Origin of the sequence: Pandoraea iniqua (assembly GCF_902459685.1) — a bacterium.
GTDB classification, from domain to species: domain Bacteria; phylum Pseudomonadota; class Gammaproteobacteria; order Burkholderiales; family Burkholderiaceae; genus Pandoraea; species Pandoraea iniqua.
The window spans coordinates 1,186,290-1,208,055 of sequence record NZ_CABPSF010000001.1; the positions used below are offsets into that span (position 1 = coordinate 1,186,290).

Annotated in this window: 23 protein-coding genes; 17 read left to right on the forward strand and 6 right to left on the reverse strand. The window is 64.0% G+C overall.

All coding sequences use genetic code 11. The features are described 5' to 3' along the window. Window position 1 precedes the first annotated feature (1 nt). Window positions 2-982, forward strand: coding sequence for a 2-hydroxyacid dehydrogenase (locus PIN31009_RS05245; RefSeq protein WP_150789520.1), 981 nt, complete (start codon window positions 2-4; stop codon window positions 980-982). A 9-nt stretch (window positions 983-991) separates the two neighbouring features. On the opposite strand, the gene PIN31009_RS05250 is transcribed toward PIN31009_RS05245, so the two are convergent. Continuing rightward, a complete protein-coding gene (locus tag PIN31009_RS05250) occupies window positions 992-1,837 on the reverse strand; it encodes an SIS domain-containing protein (RefSeq protein ID WP_150789521.1) in 846 nt (281 codons plus the stop codon). Window positions 1,838-2,271: 434 nt separating this feature from the next. On the opposite strand from PIN31009_RS05250, the gene edd reads away from it, so the two are divergent. The 5 genes from edd to PIN31009_RS05275 all read left to right on the forward strand — a co-directional run bounded on the left by edd (window position 2,272) and on the right by PIN31009_RS05275 (window position 8,265). Beyond that, entirely contained in the window at window positions 2,272-4,107 is a 1,836-nt protein-coding gene (gene edd, locus PIN31009_RS05255; RefSeq protein WP_150789522.1) for a phosphogluconate dehydratase, read from the forward strand. A gap of 55 nt (window positions 4,108-4,162) precedes the next feature. Then, the gene (eda, locus tag PIN31009_RS05260; RefSeq protein ID WP_058377452.1) at window positions 4,163-4,789 is read left to right on the forward strand and encodes a bifunctional 4-hydroxy-2-oxoglutarate aldolase/2-dehydro-3-deoxy-phosphogluconate aldolase; all 627 of its coding nucleotides are present in this window, start codon (window positions 4,163-4,165) and stop codon (window positions 4,787-4,789) included. Between the two features lie 147 nt (window positions 4,790-4,936). After that, window positions 4,937-6,292 (forward strand): GntP family permease, encoded by a 1,356-nt coding sequence (locus PIN31009_RS05265; protein ID WP_058377453.1) that lies wholly within the window; start codon window positions 4,937-4,939, stop codon window positions 6,290-6,292. Window positions 6,293-6,362: 70 nt separating this feature from the next. Beyond that, a complete protein-coding gene (locus PIN31009_RS05270) occupies window positions 6,363-6,905 on the forward strand; it encodes a gluconokinase (RefSeq protein ID WP_087689274.1) in 543 nt (180 codons plus the stop codon). Between the two features lie 49 nt (window positions 6,906-6,954). Further along, window positions 6,955-8,265, forward strand: a complete 1,311-nt coding sequence (locus PIN31009_RS05275; protein ID WP_150789523.1) for a THUMP domain-containing class I SAM-dependent RNA methyltransferase — start codon at window positions 6,955-6,957, stop codon at window positions 8,263-8,265. Between the two features lie 92 nt (window positions 8,266-8,357). Here PIN31009_RS05275 and PIN31009_RS05280 read toward each other — a convergent pair whose 3' ends face one another. The 4 genes from PIN31009_RS05280 to PIN31009_RS05295 all read right to left on the reverse strand — a co-directional run bounded on the left by PIN31009_RS05280 (window position 8,358) and on the right by PIN31009_RS05295 (window position 12,152). Then, window positions 8,358-9,125: a 5'-methylthioadenosine/adenosylhomocysteine nucleosidase gene (locus PIN31009_RS05280; RefSeq protein WP_150789524.1), complete on the reverse strand. Its 768-nt coding sequence runs from the start codon at window positions 9,123-9,125 to the stop codon at window positions 8,358-8,360. 121 nt (window positions 9,126-9,246) lie between these two features. After that, complete coding sequence (locus tag PIN31009_RS05285; protein ID WP_058377457.1) at window positions 9,247-10,689, reverse strand: NAD(P)(+) transhydrogenase (Re/Si-specific) subunit beta; 1,443 nt, start codon at window positions 10,687-10,689, stop codon at window positions 9,247-9,249. Next, window positions 10,686-11,006, reverse strand: a complete 321-nt coding sequence (locus tag PIN31009_RS05290; RefSeq protein ID WP_058377458.1) for an NAD(P) transhydrogenase subunit alpha part 2 — start codon at window positions 11,004-11,006, stop codon at window positions 10,686-10,688. Before PIN31009_RS05290 ends, PIN31009_RS05285 begins: the two co-directional genes overlap by 4 nt. Before the next feature lie 15 nt (window positions 11,007-11,021). Further along, window positions 11,022-12,152, reverse strand: coding sequence for a Re/Si-specific NAD(P)(+) transhydrogenase subunit alpha (locus tag PIN31009_RS05295; protein WP_150789525.1), 1,131 nt, complete (start codon window positions 12,150-12,152; stop codon window positions 11,022-11,024). A 395-nt stretch (window positions 12,153-12,547) separates the two neighbouring features. On the opposite strand from PIN31009_RS05295, the gene PIN31009_RS05300 reads away from it, so the two are divergent. From PIN31009_RS05300 to PIN31009_RS05350, 11 genes are all read left to right on the forward strand, one after another. Further along, window positions 12,548-13,024, forward strand: a complete 477-nt coding sequence (locus PIN31009_RS05300; RefSeq protein ID WP_087689263.1) for an NUDIX hydrolase — start codon at window positions 12,548-12,550, stop codon at window positions 13,022-13,024. Then, window positions 13,021-14,181: a tRNA 2-thiouridine(34) synthase MnmA gene (gene mnmA, locus PIN31009_RS05305; RefSeq protein ID WP_174996951.1), complete on the forward strand. Its 1,161-nt coding sequence runs from the start codon at window positions 13,021-13,023 to the stop codon at window positions 14,179-14,181. The genes PIN31009_RS05300 and mnmA overlap by 4 nt, the downstream gene beginning before the upstream one ends. A gap of 73 nt (window positions 14,182-14,254) precedes the next feature. After that, complete coding sequence (locus PIN31009_RS05310; RefSeq protein WP_150683290.1) at window positions 14,255-15,856, forward strand: FMN-binding glutamate synthase family protein; 1,602 nt, start codon at window positions 14,255-14,257, stop codon at window positions 15,854-15,856. 217 nt (window positions 15,857-16,073) lie between these two features. Then, complete coding sequence (locus PIN31009_RS05315; protein ID WP_246185500.1) at window positions 16,074-16,874, forward strand: helix-turn-helix transcriptional regulator; 801 nt, start codon at window positions 16,074-16,076, stop codon at window positions 16,872-16,874. After that, on the forward strand, window positions 16,871-17,089 hold the full coding sequence (gene sctF, locus PIN31009_RS27840) for a type III secretion system needle filament subunit SctF (RefSeq protein WP_174995982.1): 219 nt from the start codon (window positions 16,871-16,873) through the stop codon (window positions 17,087-17,089). Before PIN31009_RS05315 ends, sctF begins: the two co-directional genes overlap by 4 nt. A gap of 20 nt (window positions 17,090-17,109) precedes the next feature. After that, window positions 17,110-17,532: a DUF1039 domain-containing protein gene (locus PIN31009_RS05325; RefSeq protein ID WP_174996953.1), complete on the forward strand. Its 423-nt coding sequence runs from the start codon at window positions 17,110-17,112 to the stop codon at window positions 17,530-17,532. Then, on the forward strand, window positions 17,529-17,876 hold the full coding sequence (gene sctI, locus PIN31009_RS05330) for a type III secretion system inner rod subunit SctI (protein WP_174996955.1): 348 nt from the start codon (window positions 17,529-17,531) through the stop codon (window positions 17,874-17,876). Before PIN31009_RS05325 ends, sctI begins: the two co-directional genes overlap by 4 nt. Before the next feature lie 32 nt (window positions 17,877-17,908). Then, window positions 17,909-18,640 (forward strand): type III secretion system inner membrane ring lipoprotein SctJ, encoded by a 732-nt coding sequence (sctJ, locus tag PIN31009_RS05335; protein WP_217426758.1) that lies wholly within the window; start codon window positions 17,909-17,911, stop codon window positions 18,638-18,640. Then, on the forward strand, window positions 18,637-19,293 hold the full coding sequence (locus PIN31009_RS05340; protein WP_174996957.1) for a type III secretion system domain-containing protein: 657 nt from the start codon (window positions 18,637-18,639) through the stop codon (window positions 19,291-19,293). The genes sctJ and PIN31009_RS05340 overlap by 4 nt, the downstream gene beginning before the upstream one ends. Then, window positions 19,269-19,958 carry a hypothetical protein gene (locus PIN31009_RS05345; RefSeq protein ID WP_150789530.1) on the forward strand — a complete coding sequence of 230 codons (690 nt, stop codon included), beginning with the start codon at window positions 19,269-19,271 and terminating at the stop codon, window positions 19,956-19,958. Before PIN31009_RS05340 ends, PIN31009_RS05345 begins: the two co-directional genes overlap by 25 nt. Beyond that, entirely contained in the window at window positions 19,951-21,078 is a 1,128-nt protein-coding gene (locus tag PIN31009_RS05350) for a TyeA family type III secretion system gatekeeper subunit (RefSeq protein WP_150789531.1), read from the forward strand. The genes PIN31009_RS05345 and PIN31009_RS05350 overlap by 8 nt, the downstream gene beginning before the upstream one ends. Before the next feature lie 48 nt (window positions 21,079-21,126). On the opposite strand, the gene PIN31009_RS05355 is transcribed toward PIN31009_RS05350, so the two are convergent. Then, window positions 21,127-21,540: an InvB/SpaK family type III secretion system chaperone gene (locus PIN31009_RS05355; RefSeq protein ID WP_167365778.1), complete on the reverse strand. Its 414-nt coding sequence runs from the start codon at window positions 21,538-21,540 to the stop codon at window positions 21,127-21,129. Window positions 21,541-21,766: the final 226 nt, after the last annotated feature.

Sequence of the window (21,766 nt, forward strand, 5' to 3'; positions counted from 1 at the left end):
GATGAGTCGTCCGGAAGTCGTGTTGTACAAGAGCGTGCCGGCAGACGTGCGTGCGCGTCTCGCGGAGCATTTCGAACTGAATGAATTCGACGGTGTGAACGACGCCAATCGCGCGGCGTTCACGGCGGCGCTCGCGCGTGCCGATGGCGCGATCGGTGTGGGGGCCAACGTCACGCCTGCGCTGCTCGACGCGGCACCGAAGTTGAAAGCATGGGCCACGATCTCCGTCGGCTACGACCAGTTCGATGTGCCCGACCTCACGCGTCGCGGCATCGTGCTGATGAACACGCCCGACGTGCTGACCGAAACCACGGCCGACACGGTTTTCTCGCTGATTCTCGCGAGCGCGCGGCGTGTGGTGGAACTGGCTGAGTTGGTAAAAGCGGGCGGTTGGAAGGGCAGTCTGAGCGAGGCGTATTTCGGCACCGACGTGCAGGGCAAGACGCTGGGCATCGTGGGCATGGGGCGTATCGGTGGTGCCGTGGCGCGCCGGGCGGCGCTCGGTTTCGGCATGAAGGTGCTGTACAGCAACCGTTCGCGCAACGAAGCGGCAGAGACGGCCTACGGCGCGCAGTACCGCACGTTGCCGGAGCTTCTCGCACAAGCCGATTTCGTCGTGACGCTGGTGCCGCTGTCGCCGGCGACCGAGCGCATCATCGGCGCGAAGGAGTTCGCACAGATGAAACCCGGTGCGATTTTTATCAACGCGGCGCGCGGCAAGGTGATCGACGAAGCGGCGTTGATCGATGCGCTGGCGTCGGGTCATCTGCGTGGCGCAGGGCTCGATGTGTTCGAGCGTGAACCGGTGTCGGTGGACTCGCCGCTGCTGAAGATGAAGAACGTCGTCGCGCTGCCGCACATCGGTTCCGCCACGCACGAAACGCGTCACGCCATGGCATCGTGCGCTGCCGACAATCTGATTGCGGCGCTCACCGGCCAGTCATTGCAGAACGTCGTGAATCCGGACGCAAAGCGGGGATAATTCCCCCGGTTATCGACCGTCGCTCGCCGTGCGGCGGCGGTTGATGACTTCCTTCGCGCGGGCGAGTTGGGCGGGCAGACGGTCGCCCAGCCGAAGCGCCATCCCGACGGCGAGCACGTCGCCAATGGCCAGATGCGCAATGCGTGAGGTCAGCGGCGAGTACACATCGGTGTCTTCGTCGACATCGGCGAAGAGCGCCACGCTGGCCAGTCGCGCCAAGGGCGAATTGCTGTGGGTGATGGCAATCACGCTGGCCCCGGCGGTGCGCGCCAACTGGGCCGCTTCCAGCAGATCCTGCGTGCGCCCGGTGTTGGAAATCGCAATCACCACATCGCCTTCGTGCAACAAGGCGGCCGACATCCCGTACACGTGCGGATCGCTATAGGCCACGGCCGGCACGCCCAAACGGAAGAACTTGTGCTGCATGTCCTGTGCGGCAATTCCCGAGGCCCCCGCGCCATAGAATTCGATGCGCTTCGCATTGGCGAGCAGGTCGATGGCGAGCCCGATGCTGTCGGGCGACAGGTTGTTGCGCACTTGCATGAGGCTGCCGATGGTGCGGTCGAGCACCTTGCTGGCAATGCCCGGCACCGGCTCGTCGGGGCGCACGTCGCGGTGCACGAACGGCACGCCTTGGGCAATACCTTGCGCCAGCCGGATCTTGAATTCGCGATACCCGCTGCATCCGACAGCCTGACAAAAACGGGCAATCGTCGGCTGGCTGACGTTGGCGCGCTCGGCCAGTTCGTTCATCGACAGATCGACCACTTCACGCGGGGCGTCCAGCACATAGGTGGCGAGCTTGCGCTCTGAGGGGCGCAATTGAGTCAGTGTGGCTTCGATTCGGTTCAGCATGGCAGGCAGCAACCCACATAAGCAATCAGGCTTCACAAGCCGTGCGCCGACTGCTGCGCACAGCGCACCACAGCGCACTTGTGAAACCCTTCTGCGACAACCCCATTAGGCCGGGCGCTGGCGCACGTTCACGCGCGCCGAATGCCAAGCTTGTCAGGCGCTCACTATAGCACCCGCGTTGCAGGGTGCCGTGGCCCATCCGTCATGGTTCAACGGCGGATAGGAATGATTGGAATGTACAAAAACTACAGAAATATGGCATTTCACATTATGGTGGTTGTTTTCTCAATACGGCAATAATTGCCGTAACTCATGGAAAACACTCAGTAAAACCCCGTATGCCGATGGCTTTTGATTGATGGGATGTAGAATTTCTACTAAACTCCGCTCCCAATCGTGCCCAGCCGGGCACATCAAATTCAAGCCGAGCCGGCATGACGTCTGAGCAAACGAAGCCCCTGCACCCGACCCTGATGGCGGTCACCGCGCGAATTGCCGCGCGCAGCCGCGACTCGCGCGCCGCCTATCTGGCACGCATCGCCGCCAGCCGTGGCAGTTTCCCGCAGCGCGGGGCACTCTCGTGCGCCAACCTCGCCCACGGTTTTGCGGCCATGCCGGCCAACGACAAGCTGATGCTGCGCGAGCAACGTCGCCCGAACGTCGGCATCGTGACGGCCTACAACGACATGCTCTCGGCGCACCAGCCGTACGAGCAATATCCGGTGCGTCTGCGCGAAGCCGCCCGCAAGCTGGGCGCCACGGCACAAGTGGCCGGCGGCGTGCCCGCGATGTGCGATGGCGTGACGCAGGGCAACGCGGGCATGGAGCTGTCGCTGTTCTCGCGCGAAATCATTGCGATGAGCACGGCCGTGGCGCTTTCGCACAACATGTTCGACGCCGCACTCATGCTCGGCGTGTGCGACAAGATCGTGCCGGGTCTCGTGATCGGTGCGCTCCAGTTCGGCCATCTGCCTACGATCTTCGTGCCGGCCGGCCCGATGGCGAGCGGCTTGTCGAACGACGAGAAAGCCCGCATCCGCCAGTTGTACGCCACCGGCAAAGTCGGCCGCGACGCGCTGCTCGAAGCCGAGTCGCAGGCGTATCACGGCGCGGGCACCTGCACTTTCTACGGCACCGCCAACAGCAATCAGTTGCTGATGGAAGTCATGGGCCTGCACCTGCCGGGCGCCGCCTTCGTGCATCCGCACATGCCGCTGCGCGACGCGTTGACCGACGCCGCCCTCGCGCGCGTGCTGGCCATCGGTGCCGATACCGCCGAATACACGCCTATCGGCCATGTGGTCGACGAGCGCGCGGTGGTCAACGGCATCGTCGGCCTGCTCGCGACGGGCGGCTCGACCAATCACACCCTGCATCTCGTCGCGATGGCCCGTGCGGCCGGCGTTGTGATCGACTGGGACGACTTCGACGCGCTGTCGGCCGTGGTGCCGTTGCTGGCCCGTGTGTATCCGAACGGCAAGGCCGACGTGAACCACTTCCACGCGGCGGGCGGCATGGGCTTCCTGATCGGCGAACTGCTCGACGCGGGCCTGCTGCACGACGACGTGCAGACCGTGGCGGGTCCGGGCCTGTCGCGCTACCGCCAGGAGCCGTGGCTTTCGGCCGAAGGGCTGGCATGGCGCGACGGTAGCGCCTACAGTGGTGATCGTGACGTGTTGCGCAGCCATGCCGAGCCGTTCGCCCCCGATGGCGGGCTGCGCCTCATGCACGGCAATCTGGGCCGCGGCGTCATCAAGGTGTCGGCGGTCAAGCCGGAACATCGGCGTGTGAGCGCAACGGCACGCGTATTTACGTCGCAGGAAGCGGTCAAGGTTGCGTTCGACGCGGGTGAGCTGCATCGCGACGTCGTGGTGGTATTACGCGGTCAGGGACCGCGCGCCAACGGCATGCCCGAGCTGCATCGCCTCACGCCGTTGCTCGGTGCTTTGCAGGACGAAGGGTTTGCCGTGGCGCTGGTGACCGATGGCCGCATGTCGGGCGCGTCGGGCAAGGTGCCGGCAGTGATTCACGTGTCGCCGGAAGCCGCCGGTGGCGGCCCGCTCGCCCGCGTGTGCGACGGCGATCTGATCGTGCTCGATGCCGCAGCCGGCATGCTGCATGCCGAAGTGAGCCCGGACGTGTGGGCGGCGCGCGAGCTTGCGCCGGTGCCCGCCTCGGGCGACGACACCGGCCGCCTGCTGTTCGGCCATATGCGCGCCGCTGTGGGCGCGGCGGAAGCGGGCGCTTCCGTGTTCTTCGGATCTGAATAAGTGGGAAGACCCCGGTGGCGCGCAGGCCGCGCCGCCGACTTCAAGGAAAAACGCAATGGACATCAATGACATCGTTCGTGCCGGCCCCGTGGTCCCGGTGCTCCAGTTCGACACCGTAGAGCAGGGTGAACACGTCTCGCGTGCGCTGCTCGCGGGCGGCGTACGAGTGCTCGAAATCACGCTGCGCACGCCGGCGGCGATGGACGTCATCAAGCACGTGGCCAGCCTGTCGGACGAGTTGATCGTCGGCGTGGGCACGCTCACGCGCCCTGAAGAAATGGCGCAGGCCGTGGCCGCCGGTGCGCGCTTTGGCGTTTCGCCGGGCTACACGCCCGCGCTCGGCGCAGCAGCCAAGGCGGCCGGTCTGCCGTTGCTGCCGGGTGTGGTCACCCCCTCGGACATTCTCGCGGCGCTGGCCGATGGTTACGACACGGTGAAGTTCTTCCCGGCAGAACCGTCGGGCGGTGTGCCGATGCTCAAGGCGTTGTACGGCCCGTTCCGTCATGTGCGCTTCTGCCCAACGGGCGGTATCAGCGCCGAATCGGCCCCGTCGTACCTCGCGCAGCCGAACGTGGTGTGCGTGGGCGGATCGTGGCTCACCCCTAAGGCACTCGTCGACGCCAAGGACTGGGACGGCATTACGCGTCTGGCCCGTGCGGCGACGGCGCTGCCCCGAGGCTGAATTAAGCAGGCTGAACTAAGCAGGTTGCAGGAAGCAGGGCTGAAAGACGCAGGACTGATTCAGGCATCGACCGGATAAAACAGGATTCCAACAATGGGGCGTGAGCCCTGCGGGCAGCCGCCCAACTAGCCAATCGAGGAGACCCCCATGGCTGCGGTGCAAGGTAACTTGCTGCTGGTGTACGCGCTTGTCGCGGTAATTGCGCTGATCGTACTGATCGCGAAATTCAAACTGAACCCGTTCATCACCCTGATCGTCGTGTCGCTCGTGCTAGGCCTCGCGGTGGGCATGCCGATGGGCGGCATCGTCAAGGCGTTTGAGACCGGCGTGGGTAACACGCTCGGCCACATTGCGCTGGTGGTGGGCCTCGGGACCATGCTCGGCAAAATGATGGCGGAGTCCGGCGGGGCCGAGCGCATTGCGCGCACGCTCATCGGCTTCTTCGGCGAGAAGAACGTGCATTGGGCGATGGTCGTGATCGCGTTCATCGTCGGTCTGCCGGTGTTCTTCGAAGTCGGCTTCGTGCTGCTGATCCCGATCGCGTTCAACGTCGCCAAGCGCACGGGTACCTCGATGGTGCTGGTGGGTATCCCGATGGTGGCCGGCCTGTCGGTCGTACACGGTCTGATTCCGCCGCACCCGGCCGCACTGCTCGCCGTGACCGCCTATAACGCGGACATCGGCCACACCATCATGTACGCGCTGATCGTCGGTATCCCGACGGCTGCTATTGCCGGCCCGCTGTTCGCCAAGCTGATGGCGCGCCACGTGGTGCCGAATCCGGATAACCCGCTGCTGTCGCAGTTCGTCGACGAAGACCGTCCGATGAGCCAACTGCCGGGCTTCGGTATTACCCTCTTCACGATTCTGCTGCCGGTCATTCTGATGCTGATCGGGAGCTGGGCCGACCTGTTCTTCGCGCCGAAGACGTTCGCCAACGACTTTCTGCGCCTGATCGGCAACTCGGTGATGGCGCTGCTGATCGCCACGCTGGTGAGCTTCTTCACGTTCGGCAAGCAGCGCGGCTTCAACCGCGACCAGATTCTGAAGTTCACCAACGAGTGTCTGGCACCGATTGCCACGATTACGCTGGTGGTGGGCGCAGGCGGCGGCTTCGGGCGTATTCTGATGGACGGCGGCGTGTCGAAGGCGATTGTCGACGTGGCTACGCATGCCAGCCTCTCGCCGCTGCTGCTCGGCTGGCTGGTGGCGGCGCTGATTCGCGTGGCAACGGGTTCGGCCACGGTCGCCATGACCACGGCTTGCGGTATCGTCGCCCCGATTGCGGCGGCGGCCGGTGCCACGGTCAAGCCCGAGTTGATGGTGCTGGCCACGGGCGCAGGCTCGCTGATTCTGTCGCACGTGAACGATGGCGGCTTCTGGCTGGTTAAGGAATACTTCAACATGACCGTGCCGCAGACCTTCAAGACGTGGACGGTTTGCGAGACGATCATTTCGGTGGTGGCACTGCTGCTCACGCTGGGTCTGGCCAGCGTGGTGTGAGGTAAGCATGCAGGGCACGCAACATCGGCAACACGCTGACGCGAGTCGGCAGGTCACAAGGAGACGAGCCATGATCGTCGTGGTAATGGGCGTATCGGGCAGCGGCAAGAGCACGGTCGGGCAGATGCTGGCCGACCGGCTGGGCTGCGGGTTTTCCGACGCGGATTCGTTTCACAGCGCCGCTAACATCAACAAGATGCGCCGCGGCGAGGCGCTCAACGACAGCGACCGCGCACCGTGGCTCGCTGCGATTCGCGAGGCGATCGTCGCGCGCCGTGTGGCGGGACGTCACCATGTGTTTGCGTGCTCGGCGTTGCGTTCGCGGTATCGCGATGTGCTGGGCGAGCATGACGGCGACGTCGTGTTCGTCTATCTGAAAGGCGCGCCCGAGGTGATCGGCGAGCGTCTGGCCTCGCGAGGCGGGCATTTCTTCGATCCGGCACTGCTGCAAAGCCAATTCGATACGCTCGAAGAGCCGCGCGACGCGCTCGTGATCGACATCCGAGAATCGCCCGAGGCGATTGTCGAGACGTTGCTGCACAAACTCGCCGCCTGCCCGGGTGGCATCCCCCTCACGCCAAACACGCCGGGCAAGCCGGCACGCGTACAATAGCGCTTTATTCCCTCTGCCGGCGCCCCGTGCGCCGGCCGTACGCATCACTATGGCTTCCTTCGAATTTTTCGCGCCCTGTCCCCGTGGACTGGAAGAAGCGCTCGCCGCCGAGCTGGCTGAACTGGGGCGTCTGGCCCCCTTGTCGGTCGGCAAACAAGTGCCCGGCGGCGTGCACTTTGCGGGCCCGTGGGCAGCCGGCATGGCCGCCAACCTGCATTCGCGCATCGCGAGCCGTGTGCTGCTGCGCATCGCGCAGCAGGGCTATCGCACCGAACAGGACATTTACGCCTTCGCGCTCGGCCAACGCTGGGAAGACTGGTTCTCGTACCAGCAGACCCTGCGCGTGGACGTCACGGGCATCAAGGCGCCGGTGCGCAGTCTCGAATTCGTCACGCTGCGCATCAAGGATGCCGTGTGCGACCGTCTGCGCGAGAAGACCGGCTCCCGCCCCAACATCGATACGTCTGAACCCGATGTGCGCGTGTTCGCGTTCCTGACGGCGACCGACGCGACGCTTTATCTCGATACGTCCGGCGAGGCGCTGTTCAAGCGCGGCTGGCGTCTGGACAAGGGCGCGGCACCGCTGCGCGAGAACCTTGCCGCAGGCATTCTGCGTCTGGCCGGCTGGCGCACGGACACGGCCGCCAACATGGTGCTGTACGACCCGATGTGCGGCAGCGGCACGTTCCTCGCCGAAGCGGCGCAAATCGCGCTCGGCGTGCCGGCCGGTGTGGCGCGCCGCTTCGGTTTCGAAAAGCTCAAGGGCTACGACATCAACGCGTGGCAGACCATGAAGGTGCAGGCGCAGGAAGCGCAACGCGACGCCCGCGTGCGTGGTGTGCCGTCGACGATTTTTGGCAGCGATATTTCGGGCGACATGCTGGTCAAGGCGCGAGCGAATCTGGAACGTGCGGGTGTGGGCGACGTGGGCCTGAAGCAGGTGGATGCACGCGACATGGCGCCGCCGGTCGATCGTCCGGGCATCATCGTGGCAAACCCGCCATATGGCGAGCGTATCGAAGTGCGCGGCCGCCGTTCGCCGCGCGATGCCGGGGAAGACGGCGATTTCGAATCGTCGGGTGGTCGCGGCCAGTTCCAGCGCGCGCAGCCGGATGGCGTGGATGCGCAGTTCTTCAAGGCTTTCGGCGACGTGCTCAAGCAACGCTTCACGGGCTGGAGCGCTTATCTGCTGACGGCCGACATGAGCCTGCCGGGCCAGATGCGTCTGCGCGAATCGCGCCGCACGCCGCTGTTCAACGGCGCGCTCGAATGCCGTCTGTTCCGCTTCGATCTGATTGCCGGCTCGGTGCGCAAGCGCCCGCAGGAAGGCGACGCTGAAGGTAGCAAGCCCGAGGCATGATCTGCGCTCGGCAGCGTTAGTGCCAAGTAATGCCAAGACATAACGCCATGAAAAAAGACCGGCCACTGGCCGGTCTTTTTCGTTGTGCGTGCCTAGCTTCGTGCTGACAGGAAGCGCGCAAGAATGCCGTGCGAATACACGCTTGCGACATCGCGCAGAAAACGCGGGAAATCGACGTGAGCCGCATCGTCGGCGGCGTCGGAGAGCGTGCGCATGACGGCAAACGGCACGCCATATTCGTGGCACACCTGCGCGACCGCTGCGCCTTCCATTTCCACTGCCAATGTCTGCGGCAACGCCTCGCGCAAGCGCGCGACTTCCCCGGCGCTGCTGATGAACTGATCGCCACTCGCGATTTGTCCGACGTGCACGCGCGGCGCAGTCATGCCCAGTTCGCTTCTTGCGTCCGCCGCGACATGGTTCGGCATCTCTTGTGCGAGCCATTCGCGTGCGGCGTGGGCGAGGGCGTCGCGTAAGGACGGTTCGGTATCGAACGTCGCGCGGCCAAGCAAGGGGACTTCGAAACGCGGGAAGAGGGGGCTGGCGTCGAGATCGTGCTGCACGAGAGTGTCGGCCACGACGACATCGCCGACCGCGATCCCGTGGGCGAGGCCACCCGCCAGACCGGTGAAGACGATTTCGCTGACGCCGAAGCGGTGAATGAGGGCCGTGGTTGTCGCGGCGGCGGCCACCTTGCCGATGCGCGCGAGCACGATCACGCAGTCTTGCCCGTGGAGTTGACCCACGTGATAGTCACGCATGCCGATATGTTCGACGCGGGCACCGGGGGCCATTTCCGCGAGCAGGTCGGCAATTTCTTCGTGCAGAGCGGCAACAATGCCGAGCGGGCCAGACGTCATGGCGCGATTCCGTGTGCCGTAAGGCAGGGTGAGAATGAGCGCGCATTGTAGCGCGGGGCGGTTTTCGCCGCCCCGCTTGTCCTGCGTCGTGCGCCATTGCGACGCACGGGTTCGTGCGGCCTCAGTCGACGGCCTTAACCATCTCTTCGACCACCTTCTTCGCGTCGCCGAACACCATCATCGTCTTGTCGAGATAGAACAGTTCGTTATCCAGCCCGGCGTAACCGGCGGCCATCGAACGCTTGTTCACGATGATCGTCTTGGCCTTGTAGGCTTCGAGAATCGGCATGCCGGCAATCGGCGATTGCGGATCGTTCTTTGCGGCAGGGTTCACCACGTCGTTGGCGCCGAGCACCAGCACCACGTCGGTCTGACCGAATTCGCCGTTGATCTCGTCCATTTCCAGCACTTGATCGTAGGGGACTTCGGCTTCGGCGAGCAGCACGTTCATGTGACCCGGCATACGACCTGCCACCGGGTGAATGGCATAGCGGACCTGCACCCCTTTTTCGGTGAGCTTGTCGGTCAGTTCCTTGAGCGCATGCTGCGCGCGCGCCACGGCCAAGCCGTAGCCCGGCACGATCACGAGCGATTCGGCATTGCTCATCAGGAACGCAGCGTCATCAGGCGAACCTGATTTCACCGGACGTTGCTGCTGTTCGCCGCCTGCTGCCGCCGCACCCGCTTGTGCACCGAAGCCGCCGAGAATCACGTTGAAGAACGAGCGATTCATGGCCTTGCACATGATGTACGACAGAATCGCACCCGACGAGCCGACGAGCGAACCCGCGATGATGAGCATCGGGTTGTTCAGCGAGAAGCCGATACCGGCCGCGGCCCAGCCCGAGTACGAGTTCAGCATCGACACGACCACCGGCATGTCGGCGCCGCCAATCGGGATGATGATCAGTACGCCGAGCACGAAGGCGATGGCGGCCATCAGGATGAACGGCAGCCAGCTTTGCGACAGGAAGAAGATCACGCCGAAGCCGAGCATGGCGATGGCAAGCAGCAGGTTGATCGTGTGCTGCCCCGTGAACTGCACCGGTGCGCCCTGAAACAGGCGGAACTTGTACTTGCCCGAGAGCTTGCCGAACGCGATGACCGAACCCGAGAACGTAATCGCGCCGACGAACGTGCCGATGAACAACTCGATACGGTTACCCGGCGGCAGCAATGTTTCACCGGCCGGCACGATGCCGAACGCGGCCGGTTCTGCGACTGCCGCGACCGCGATACAGACGGCGGCCAGACCGATCAGCGAGTGCATGGCCGCGACCAGTTCCGGCATCTTCGTCATCTCGACCTTGCGAGCGACGTAAGCACCGATACCGCCACCCACGACAAGGCCCGCGAGGATCAGACCGAGGCCCGAATAGTTGCCGCCCGAGAGCCTGCGCAATTCGTAAATCAGGGCAATCGTGGTGACGGCCGCGATGGCCATGCCGATCATGCCGAACGCGTTACCGCGCCGCGCCATCTTCGGGTTCGACAGGCCCTTGAGTGCCTGAATGAAACAGATCGATGCGACCAGATAGAGCAACGTGACGAGATTCATACTCATTGCTTGTTCCCCTCAGCCTTAACAGGCTTGTCTTTCTTCTTGAACATCTCGAGCATGCGCTGCGTGACGAGGAAGCCCCCGAACACATTCACGGCTGCCAGTGCCACAGCGACAACGCCCATCGTCTTGCCCAGACCCCCTTCGGTCAGGCCAGCCGCGAGCATGGCGCCCACGATCACGATGGCTGAAATGGCATTCGTGACCGCCATCAGCGGCGTGTGCAGTGCCGGCGTGACGTTCCACACCACGTGATAGCCGACGTACACCGCCAGCACGAAGATGATCAGATTGATCACCGTGTGATTGATCATTTCCATTCTTGTGTCTCCCCCTTAAGCGGCGCGCAGGACTTGGCCGTCGCGGCACATCAGGCACGCGGCAACGATGTCGTCGTTGGTATCGATGACGAGCTTGTTTTCCTTGTCGATCACCAGCTTGAGGAAGTCGAGCACGTTGCGCGCATACAGGGCTGAAGCGTCAGCGGCGACCATGCCTGCGAGGTTGGTGTAACCGGCAATCGTCACGCCGTGCACCTTCACGATCTCGTCGGCCACCGACAGCGGGCAATTGCCGCCGCCGTTTGCACCACGCCCTGCGGCGAGGTCGATGATGACCGAGCCCGGCTTCATCGCTTTGACCGTGTCTTCAGCGATAAGCGTCGGTGCAGCACGGCCCGGGATCAACGCGGTGGAGATGACGATGTCCGCTTGCGTCAGACGCGTATGCACCAACTGCGACTGGCGGGCAAGCCAAGCGGCAGGCATTGGGCGGGCATAACCGCCCACGCCCTTGGCGATCTCGCGTTCTTCGTCGGTTTCGAACGGCACGTCGATGAACTTGGCGCCGAGCGATTCGATCTGCTCGCGCACGGCCGGACGCACGTCCGACGCTTCGATCACCGCGCCCAGACGCTTGGCCGTAGCGATGGCCTGCAAGCCGGCAACGCCAGCGCCCAGCACAACGAGGCGCGCGGCTTTGACCGTACCGGCCGCCGTCATCAGCATCGGCATGAAACGCTGATACAGATTGGCGGCAAGCATCACGGCCTTGTAACCGGCAATGTTGGCCTGTGAGGACAGCACGTCCATGCTTTGCGCCCGCGTGGTACGCGGCGCAGCTTCGAGCGCGAACGCGGTAATGCCCGCGGCGGCCATGCGTGAGTTGTTTTCGGCGTCGAACGGGTTGAGCATGCCCACGAGCACCGTGCTGCGGGGGATCTGCGCAAGTTCTTCCGGGGATGGGGCGCGCACTTTGAGGACGAGTTCCGCCCCCAATGCCTCGGCCGCGCTGCCAATGGCAGCACCTGCGGCGACAAAGGCGGCGTCGGGGACGCTGGCTGCGTCTCCTGCGCCATGTGCAACGACCACCTGATGACCTGACGCGACCAGCTTCTTGACCGTTTCTGGCGTGGCCGCCACACGGGTTTCGCCGGCAAGCGTCTCGGCGGGGATGCCGATTCTCATTGCGTCTCTCCTTGGGTTTGTGAACTGATCTCATCAACGGCCAAGGAGCCGCAGCCAGTGCTGCTGGGGGAGCAAGGCGGCCGGAGAGGCGCCCCGCGCCGGCCATATCGCCACTGATGACATTAGTCCTGCAACAAACCACTGCGAACGAACTACTGCACAAACCGATGAGGCGGTACTGCCACTGCACACTGCTGGTGCTCGCAGCTTACCCGAAGATGACAAACGCGCCTATTGCGCGAAACGGCATATGGATATTCTCGCCGGAGGGGGTGACGCGGCCATGCAAGGCCGACCGACCGGTCGGTCGCCCCCCGTCTTGAGCGCCGATTACCGCCAGACGGTAAAATGTCGCTTTTATCGGGGTAACGTCCCGCGACCAGTGAGGATGCGCCATGGATGAGCGCTGGAAGCCCAACGTGACGGTCGCGGCGGTTGTCGAGCGCGACGGCCGCTTTCTCTTTGTCGAAGAGCAGAAAAGCACGGGCCTGTTGATCAATCAACCGGCCGGGCATCTCGACCATGGCGAATCGATTCTCGACGCGGTTGCGCGCGAGGTGCTTGAGGAGACGGCGTACGTCTTCACGCCACGGCAACTGCTTGGCGTCTATCTGGCGCCGGGCCCGGGCGACATCACCTACCTGCGTTTTGCCTTCACCGGCGAGCTTGGCGAGCACGACGCTTCGCGCACACTCGACGAGGGCATCGTGGGCACGGTCTGGCTCACGCCGGACGAGGTGCGCGCCCAGCGTGCGCGTCACCGCTCGCCGCTGCTGGAGCGGTGCGTGGACGATTACCTGCGGGGCGTACGATACGACCTCGCGCTACTTCAGACCCATCCGGCAGTGACCGATGGGCAAGGCAATACATGAGTCAAAAACGCGTAGTAGTGGGCATGTCGGGCGGCGTGGATTCGTCGGTCACGGCATGGCTGCTCAAACAACAAGGCTACGACGTCGTCGGACTGTTCATGAAGAACTGGGAAGACGATGACGATAGCGAATATTGCTCGACCCGGCAGGACTGGATCGACGTGGTGTCGGTCGCGGATCTGATCGGCATCGACGTTGAAGCCGTGAACTTCGCCGCCGAATACAAGGATCGCGTGTTCGCGGAGTTTCTGCGCGAATATTCGGCGGGCCGCACGCCCAATCCGGACGTGCTGTGTAACGCGGAGATCAAGTTCAAGGCGTTCCTCGATCACGCCATTGCACTGGGCGGTGAGACGATCGCGACCGGGCACTACGCCCGCGTGCGCGAACGCGAAGGGCGCTTCGAACTGCTCAAGGCGGTCGATCACACCAAAGACCAGAGCTACTTCCTGCACCGCCTGAATCAGCATCAGCTCTCGCGCACGATGTTCCCGCTGGGCGAAATGCCGAAGACGAAGGTGCGTGAAATCGCAGCCCAAATTGGCCTGCCGAACGCGAAGAAGAAAGACTCGACGGGCATCTGCTTCATCGGCGAGCGTCCGTTCCGCGACTTCCTGAATCGGTATCTGCCGACCAAGCCGGGCCCGATGAAGACGCCCGACGGTGCGGTCGTGGGCGAGCACGTCGGTCTGGCGTTCTACACGCTGGGTCAGCGCAAGGGCATCGGTCTGGGTGGCAGCCGCGACGGCTCGGGTGAGCCGTGGTTCGTCGCACGCAAGGACATGGCGAACAACACGCTGTACGTGGTGCAAGGTCACGATCATCCGTGGCTGCTCTCCGGCACGCTGAACGCCGAAGACGTGTCGTGGGTCGCGGGCGAAGCCCCGGCCGGCGGCCTGCGCTGCGGCGCGAAGACGCGCTATCGTCAGGCCGACGCCGCGTGCCAAGTCGTGCAGGCGAGTGACCAAGCCCTGACGTTGTCGTTCGCCGAGCCGCAATGGGCCGTCACGCCGGGTCAATCGGCAGTGCTCTACGACGGCGATATCTGTCTGGGCGGCGGCATCATCGCGTCCACGACGGCCATCGATCCGGCAACGGCCACGGCCACCGGCAACGCGACGAACGCCGCGAATCAAACGATCCTCAATACGCATTAAAAGCCGCCGGCGCTCGCCGGGGGGACACCCGGCAGCGTGCCGGCGTGTGTCCCCCCAAAAGCAAGGAGGTTTCATGTTTTCGCGCCGATTCCTGGCACTGTGGCTGGCTGTCGCGTTGCTCGTCGCAACGCTTGCGTTAGTGCTGTTCGACGGATGGCATCCGTTATGGCCGCTGCCGTTTGCGGCGTTGGTGGCGCTCGGGGCATGGGACGTGGTGCAGCAACGCCACGCAGTGTTGCGCAACTACCCGCTGTGGGGACATTTCCGTTTTCTGTTCGAATTCATTCGACCGGAAATCCGTCAGTACTTTGTGGAAGACGACACGTCCGAGACACCGTTCTCGCGTGCGCAACGCAGCATCGTCTACCAGCGCGCCAAGGGCGATGTCGACAGTCGACCCTTCGGCACCGAAATCGACGTGAAGGCCGCGGGCTACGAATGGATTGCCCATTCGCTGGCGCCCACGGTGCTCGATAACCACGACTTCCGCATCACCATCGGGCCCGATCGCGCGCAACCGTATTCGGCGTCGATCTTCAATATCTCGGCGATGAGTTTCGGCGCGTTGTCGGCCAATGCCATCCGTTCGCTCAACCGGGGCGCCAAGCTCGGCAACTTCATTCACGACACCGGCGAAGGCTCGATTTCGCCGCATCATCGCGAACAAGGCGGCGACCTGATCTGGGAAGTGGCGTCGGGCTACTTCGGCTGCCGCAACGATGACGGCACCTTCAGCGCCGAGAAATTCACCGCGCAGGCCACGACGCCGCAGGTGAAGATGATCGAGGTGAAGCTCTCGCAAGGGGCCAAGCCGGGTCACGGCGGGGTGTTGCCGGCGGCGAAGATCACGCCCGAGATTTCGGCGACGCGCGGTGTGCCGATGGGGCAGGACTGCATTTCGCCCGCGCGTCACAGCGAGTTCTCCACGCCGCTGGGCCTGCTGCAATTCGTCGATCGCCTGCGCAATCTGTCGGGTGGCAAGCCGACAGGGTTCAAGCTGTGTATCGGGCATCCGTGGGAGTTCTTCGGCATCGTCAAGGCGATGCTGGAAAGCGGCATCCTGCCCGACTTCATCGTTGTCGATGGCTCGGAAGGGGGCACCGGCGCCGCGCCGCTGGAGTTCACCGATCACGTGGGCACGCCGCTGCAAGAGGGGCTGCTGCTTGTGCATAACACGCTGGTGGGCGCGGGGTTGCGCGACAAGATCCGCATTGGCGCGTCGGGCAAGATCGTGACGGCGTTCGACATTGCGCGCACGCTGGCGATTGGCGCCGACTGGTGCAACTCGGCGCGCGGCTTCATGTTTGCCATCGGCTGCATTCAGTCGCAGAAGTGCCACACCGACCGCTGCCCGACCGGCGTCGCGACGCAAGACCCGCTGCGCCAGCGCGCGCTTGTGGTGCCCGACAAGGCCGAGCGCGTGCATCAGTTCCACCAGCACACACTGCACGCGTTGCAGGAGTTGATTCAGGCGGCGGGGCTGGCGCATCCGTCCGATCTGCGCGCGCATCACATCGTCAAGCGTGTGTCGTCCAACGAGATCCGCCTGATGTCGGAGTCGCTGAAGTATCTCGAACCCGGCGACCTGCTGCGCGGACAATTCCGCTATCAGCTTTACGAAAAATATTGGCCGATGGGACGGGCCGACAGTTTTGCGCCGGCGGTGGCGGCCTGAGCAAAACCGCAAAACATCAAGCAGAAGGAAAAACAACAACCCGGCGCAAAAACGCCGGGTTTTTTCATGGATTCGACAATCGGGGAGCAGAACCCATAACGCTGCGGCGACACGACTCACTTTAAGGTCTCCACCGGATGACATTCGCAGGCGCACCCGCCTATCTTGCGAAGACTGACTTTGTCATCCCGCCCTGAACTTCCGTACAGGAGGACCCATGAGTACGGTGCGATTTCTCATCAGCCGCAACGACACCAATCTGAAAGTGAATGGTCTCGTGCAAGCCTTGCCCGCCGGTAGCATGACGGCAACCAGTTCCGACGCGGAAACAGACGCCTCGGACGGCACGACGGCACACGACTTTCACGTGTGCGATTTGCAGGCGCTGTACCCGGACGTGGTGGATCTGCTCGACCGGCGCCCACTCGGTGTCTTCCACCGGCAGGCCGCGCGTACGCTGCTGCTCGAGCCGAGCATGCTCGATGTGGCCGTCGCGTTGCAGAACATCGACCGCATGGCCATGCTGCGGTTCTTCTACGTTTATTGCCTGTGCCGCGATCAGCGCTATTTCTCGGCGATGTTGCGGCAGTCGATTGCAGGCAGCCACTCGTTGTTCGATTTTGTCGAAGCCAACTTCCACAAGCCTTGGCCCGTGGGACGGCTGGCCGACGAGTTCGGCATGCCGCTTCGCAAGTTCCGCTATCTCTTCCAGCAAACGTACGGCATGCCTGCCAAGCAGTGGCTGCTTGAGCGACGCTTGCGGCTTGCGCGCGATCTGCTGCTGTCCACGCGACACAAGGTGCTCGACATCGCGCTCGAATGCGGCTTCACCAATCATGCCCATTTCACCGATACCTTCCGCAAGCGCTTCGATTGCGCACCGACGGAAATCCGCTTGGGAGCACCGCCGCTGCGTGGTGGTCAGCGCGTGGCGATGACACGCGCCGATTCCTACGCCGCCATGCGTGCCGATCTCGTCGCCGGTCACGGCGCGCTGGCCGACGGAGGCGTGGTGTGAACGTCGAAGAAATCAACAGCCAGTTCGGCGAATCGTCGCGTCGGGTGTCGGAGCAGGCGATGCAAAGCTTGCGCACGCGAAAGCTCGACGACCCGGCACAGATGATCGCCGTGCAGTTCGAGTTGCAACAGGCTACGACGATGTTCGGCCTGCACAGCGCGGTCATCAAGCTCATCAAAGATACGTTGATGGGCATCATCGCCAAGATCGCCTGATGTCGGGGGCGTGTGAAACGATGCCGGACCGGCAAGCGAATGACATCCCCACTGTCGGTCGATGGCTCGATGCGTCGACGCGACAGACCATCGTCGAGCTGGCATTCGCGGGGGCATGCCACGGTATGGCGGCGGAAGCACGGGCCATTCTCGATGCGCTGCCCGCATTGGTTGACGATGTCGAAACACGGCAGTGGCTGCACACGGCATTGCTGATGGCGCTCGGCGATGTCGAGGCGGCGCACGCAACACTCGTCGACGATACGCAAACCGCTTCATCGGACCCGGCGGCGACGCAGGTTCTGCATGAATGGCTCGCCGCCACGGCGGCCTTGCCGTCGGGCACATCAAACACATCAGGCATATCGAGTACACCAAGCGCGTCGAGTGCAAACGACGCCTCGCGCAACCTTCCCGCAATTCATTCCGTCTCCAGATCATGAGTGTCGATTCGATCCACGAAAGCGTGCAGCGCATTACTGCGATCAACCTGCCGACATCGCGGCCAACGCTTGCCGAAGTGGGCGAGGCCGCCCGCTTTGCCGAAGTGCTGGCACACGCAACGCCCTTGCCCGAGCATCACCTGCTGAATGCCGCCGGCAAGCTCGCGGCCAACACCGAGAACCTCACGACGCGCGTCACCATCGACGAACGCACCCTCGACGATCCACAGCGCCTGCTTCAGGCGCAGCGTGAGTTGACCGAGCGCGTGCTGTCGCTTGAGCTTGTCGCCAAGGTGGCCGGCGCCGCCACGCAGGGCGTGAACAAACTTGTTCATATGCAATGACGCGGGCCATGCGCATACCGATGCGGCGCGGTGTGGCGGTGCTGGTGCTGGCGCTTCTGGTGTCCGGTTGCAAGGAAGATCTGCATCGTGGACTGGGCGAGACCGAAGCCAACCAGATGCTCGCGTTACTCCTCATTTCAGGCATGGACGCCGACAAACGCGCCGAGACCACGGGAGCGACGGTTCGCGTGGCGCGCAACGATTTCGTGCGTGCGGTGGAAGTGCTGCGTCAGCACGGCTTACCGCGAGAAAAACGCGCCTCCGTGGAGGATGTCTTTCCGCCCGGGCAGCTCGTGAGTTCGCCAGTGCAAGAGCAGGCAAAACTGGTCTACCTCAAAGAGCAACGTCTTGAGCGAATGCTGGCGGCGCTGGACGGGGTGATGGTCGCCGAAGTCTCGATCGCGCAGGTGCCGATCGATTCCGCCGGGCGCGCGACATTGCCGCCCGGCGTTGCCGTCTTCGTGAAATACAGCCCGGAGATCAATATGGCCAAGCGCATGACCGATATTCGCAGCTTGATTCACGACAGCGTCCCCGGCGTCGCGCCGGAGCGTATCAGTGTCGTGATGCAACCGGCCGACTATCGTTTGCCTCGTACGGCACCTTCCCCAGACAAGACAAACGGCGAGGCGAGTGAGCGCGGCGGCGTGACGGGCCGAGGGTGGTACGCCGGGATTGTCGCGGGCATTGCTCTGATCGCCGCTGGTGTATTGGCATGGCGCGTACGGTCAAAGGGGCAGATCCGGGTGCCGGAGGCCCTGTGACAGCGGCGGTCTATCCCTGCCTGATCTCTTTCGAGGCCACCCAACTGCTGCAACTCATCTGGCAGCCGGGGCGTTTCATGGACCCCGGCTGGTGGCAGGCGTTGGACATGTCGGCTTGGCAATATGTCTACCGCCAGCAGCCCGCAGCGCGCGCTCACATCGACCGCCGATTGATCGAACAACGCCGCTCGCCGACGACGCCGGACGGACTCGGTTCGGTACTGCCCCTGCGCGAGGCCGCGTGCACGACGTTGCGTCTGGTGCCGAATCTGCGCCGCGTGGCGTTGGCGTATGGGCTGCGCGCGATGGGTTGTCCCGATTACCTGTGGCTCGGTCACTATCGGCGCGCCCTGTCGCCATGGCTGGATGCGTGGCAGTGTGACCGCCTGCTGCTGACGCGCCGCGACTGGCCCGGCCTCGCCACGTTCTCCCCTGAGCAACTTGTCGACGCCACGCTCACCGCGATGGCCGCTTCGCTCGATGCCACACCCCCAAGCCCGTTCACGGATGTCAATGCCGCCTGCCGGGCGGTGCGCATCTTGTTGCCGCCGGGCGAGCCGTCGACGCACGCCGAACTGACGCCGCCGCCGGATCTTTGGGCGCGAATGGCCGCATTGGAGAAGATGCTATGTATGTCGTCGACTACCCGCTGACGTCGATTGAAACACTGAGTGGCCCTGTCCCGCAGGGCACCGTCATTGCGCGCGAGACACTCGATCTGATGCGCGAACAATCCCGATGCCGTGAACAATGGCTGGCCGAAGCTAAGGCGTGCCGCGATGCCGCCGTGGCCGAGCGCGAACGTGCCCGGCTCGAAAGCGAAGCCATGTGTGCCGCACTGCTGGAGGAGGCGCGCGCGCAGTCGCAACAGCACGCGGCACAGTGTGCAGACGAAGCCCGCCGGGAGGTGCTGGCGCAAACGCTCGACTGGCTGGTCGACGAGGCCTTGATGGAGCGGGCGACCGTGCGTTCGCTCGAACGCCGGATCGCTGAGGCGTTGATCGGCGCACTCTCGAATTTCGTCGCGACCCTCGATGTCGGGGAGCGCTTCGCCCATCGAGTGGCCAACACGTTGCCGTCGTTGGTGCGCGAAGGCGCGTTGGTGTTGCGAGTGCCACCGGCTCACCACGAGGCAGTGACGACGGCGCTTCAGCGCGCGAATATCGTACTTGCCTGTACGCCCGACCCCGCGTTGACCGGTCACCACGCACGTCTCGAGAGCGAATGGGTGACGCTTTGTCTCGATCTCGACGCCGACCTTGCTGCCGTCGTCGAACGATTGCGTGTCGCGCCGAGTCTGGAGGTGGCCTATGGTTGAGCGCGTCCAGACACCGGGCAATGCCAGACCCGGCACAGCGGGAGAAAACCGTGCGCTCGACAGCATTCTCGACGACGAAATGCTTGAACTCGAAGGCGCCGTGCCCAACCCGGGCCGGGGGATGGCGCGGGTCGCCAGACCCGCCGGTGAAGGGTATATCGCGATGATCGAGTCGGCCATGGCACACGACGAAGATGCCGCGCTCGCTGAATCTCAGGAAAATCTCAGCTTTGCGCTGGGCGTTCGATTCCGTCGACCGGGACGCCCCGAGCCGCGCGACGAAAAGGCCCGGGGGCGCGCGTTGCTGGAGCAGCAGACGCGTCTGCTGGCGCGTGTCAGTGCGCCGCAACTCGATCGACTGCGTCAGCAGATGCGCGACCTGCCTCATGTCCCCGATCCCCGCGAATTGATCCGCCATGCGGGGCTATCCGCCGGGCACGCCGCATTGGTGGTCTGCGCGTGGCTGGCCGACGGGGGGCTGCATCCGGCAGCACGCAGCCGTTTGCGCCGTCTGCTCGATGAACTCACGTCGGGCGACGACTGGGCCATCGAAGCCTTCGCCGTGCTCGAATGCGGCAACCCCAACGCGGCGTTGCTCCAGCAGCTCAAGACACTTTATCGGCAGGCGCACGGCCAGCAGCGTTCGCTCGTGCAGTGGTTCGACGAATGTCGCAAGTTCGGGCAGCGACGTGCCCGGCTGCGGGCGCTGTTGCAAGCGCTGGGACTGGAGTTGGGGGCGCAGAATGCCGACGCGGATACCGCGCATCTGGCGGCGGTGATCGACGACTTGCGGCGCGTCGTTCTCTTTCTCACGCTCGAGTCGACCTGCGAGCAATCCGCCGCAGCCATGCGAACGGCCGGATTTGCCGCCTGCGAGACCGACACGATGATCAGCGAAGTGCTCACCCTGCTCGATCAACCGTGGGCCGGGGCGGAATGGCTCGCGCAGCGCGCGATGCACCTCGGGATGACGACGCCCGGTGTGCACTATGCGTTTTCCCGTGAGCTGACGGGGCTGATAAAAACGGCACACGACGGCTGCTTTCGGGACGAGACTCAGCGTGACGCCCTGAATGAAGCACTCGACACGTGGCGCAGTGGCATTGCACAAGAAGGGTAGCCGCGCATGGGCGCATGGCGGCTTATTCATGCGTCGGTCAGCGGGATTTCATGCGCGCAGATGTTCGCGGCAGAGCTTGATGCGGTCGTAAAAATCAGTGAGCGCCTGTGCGAACGGCTCCGGTTCGGCGGACGCATCTTCGTTCACCAGCGCGTGCAGCACCAGCCGATTGTCTTGCGCGCGTAACTGCACGTGTCCGGTGATCGCCCATTCCGCAGGCTCGATCAGCAATTGCAGAAGGCGCTCGCTGTTGGCGCGATGCAATCGCGCAGCCTCGTCGGTCGCGACCACCGAATGGATGCCGCAGGTCTGATTTTCCAGCGTCTCTACGATGATGCTCGGCGAGGCGTTGAACGTCAGTTCAATGGGCGAGTGATTGTCGACGGTGTGGATCTTTCCCGGATCGCAGCCGATCAGCTTGAGCGCGTCTACAAGGGTCTGCGCGAGGTCGTGACGTGACATGGTGTACGTGCTCTTAAAATTTGACGGTGATGGGGCCTCGGGCGATTCGCGCGTGGTCATGACAGCAGCGCCCACCGAACCATTCCACGATCGAATCGATGAGGCGTCGCGCGCGAACGCCGCGGTGCCGAATGTTCACACGCGGTGGCGTCTCCGCCTTTCGAGACGTGATTCGCTTTGTCGCTTCCGGGCGCATCGGCCGTCGTGATCCGGGCACTCTCGGGCG

Excerpts from the sequence above, each read along its gene's own strand:
- PIN31009_RS05355 (WP_167365778.1), bottom strand. The coding sequence starts at position 21,540 with ATGTCACGTCACGACCTCGCGCAGACCCTTGTAGACGCGCTCAAGCTG.
- PIN31009_RS05275 (WP_150789523.1), top strand. The coding sequence starts at position 6,955 with ATGGCTTCCTTCGAATTTTTCGCGCCCTGTCCCCGTGGACTGGAAGAA.
- PIN31009_RS05250 (WP_150789521.1), bottom strand. The coding sequence starts at position 1,837 with ATGCTGAACCGAATCGAAGCCACACTGACTCAATTGCGCCCCTCAGAG.
- sctI (WP_174996955.1), top strand. The coding sequence starts at position 17,529 with ATGAGTGTCGATTCGATCCACGAAAGCGTGCAGCGCATTACTGCGATC.
- PIN31009_RS05285 (WP_058377457.1), bottom strand. The coding sequence starts at position 10,689 with ATGAGTATGAATCTCGTCACGTTGCTCTATCTGGTCGCATCGATCTGT.
- PIN31009_RS05270 (WP_087689274.1), top strand. The coding sequence starts at position 6,363 with ATGATCGTCGTGGTAATGGGCGTATCGGGCAGCGGCAAGAGCACGGTC.
- PIN31009_RS05280 (WP_150789524.1), bottom strand. The coding sequence starts at position 9,125 with ATGACGTCTGGCCCGCTCGGCATTGTTGCCGCTCTGCACGAAGAAATT.
- eda (WP_058377452.1), top strand. The coding sequence starts at position 4,163 with ATGGACATCAATGACATCGTTCGTGCCGGCCCCGTGGTCCCGGTGCTC.
- PIN31009_RS05325 (WP_174996953.1), top strand. The coding sequence starts at position 17,110 with ATGCCGGACCGGCAAGCGAATGACATCCCCACTGTCGGTCGATGGCTC.
- PIN31009_RS05290 (WP_058377458.1), bottom strand. The coding sequence starts at position 11,006 with ATGGAAATGATCAATCACACGGTGATCAATCTGATCATCTTCGTGCTG.
- PIN31009_RS05300 (WP_087689263.1), top strand. The coding sequence starts at position 12,548 with ATGGATGAGCGCTGGAAGCCCAACGTGACGGTCGCGGCGGTTGTCGAG.
- PIN31009_RS05245 (WP_150789520.1), top strand. The coding sequence starts at position 2 with ATGAGTCGTCCGGAAGTCGTGTTGTACAAGAGCGTGCCGGCAGACGTG.
- edd (WP_150789522.1), top strand. The coding sequence starts at position 2,272 with ATGACGTCTGAGCAAACGAAGCCCCTGCACCCGACCCTGATGGCGGTC.
- PIN31009_RS05345 (WP_150789530.1), top strand. The coding sequence starts at position 19,269 with ATGTATGTCGTCGACTACCCGCTGACGTCGATTGAAACACTGAGTGGC.
- PIN31009_RS05265 (WP_058377453.1), top strand. The coding sequence starts at position 4,937 with ATGGCTGCGGTGCAAGGTAACTTGCTGCTGGTGTACGCGCTTGTCGCG.
- mnmA (WP_174996951.1), top strand. The coding sequence starts at position 13,021 with ATGAGTCAAAAACGCGTAGTAGTGGGCATGTCGGGCGGCGTGGATTCG.
- PIN31009_RS05310 (WP_150683290.1), top strand. The coding sequence starts at position 14,255 with ATGTTTTCGCGCCGATTCCTGGCACTGTGGCTGGCTGTCGCGTTGCTC.
- PIN31009_RS05350 (WP_150789531.1), top strand. The coding sequence starts at position 19,951 with ATGGTTGAGCGCGTCCAGACACCGGGCAATGCCAGACCCGGCACAGCG.
- PIN31009_RS05295 (WP_150789525.1), bottom strand. The coding sequence starts at position 12,152 with ATGAGAATCGGCATCCCCGCCGAGACGCTTGCCGGCGAAACCCGTGTG.
- PIN31009_RS05315 (WP_246185500.1), top strand. The coding sequence starts at position 16,074 with ATGAGTACGGTGCGATTTCTCATCAGCCGCAACGACACCAATCTGAAA.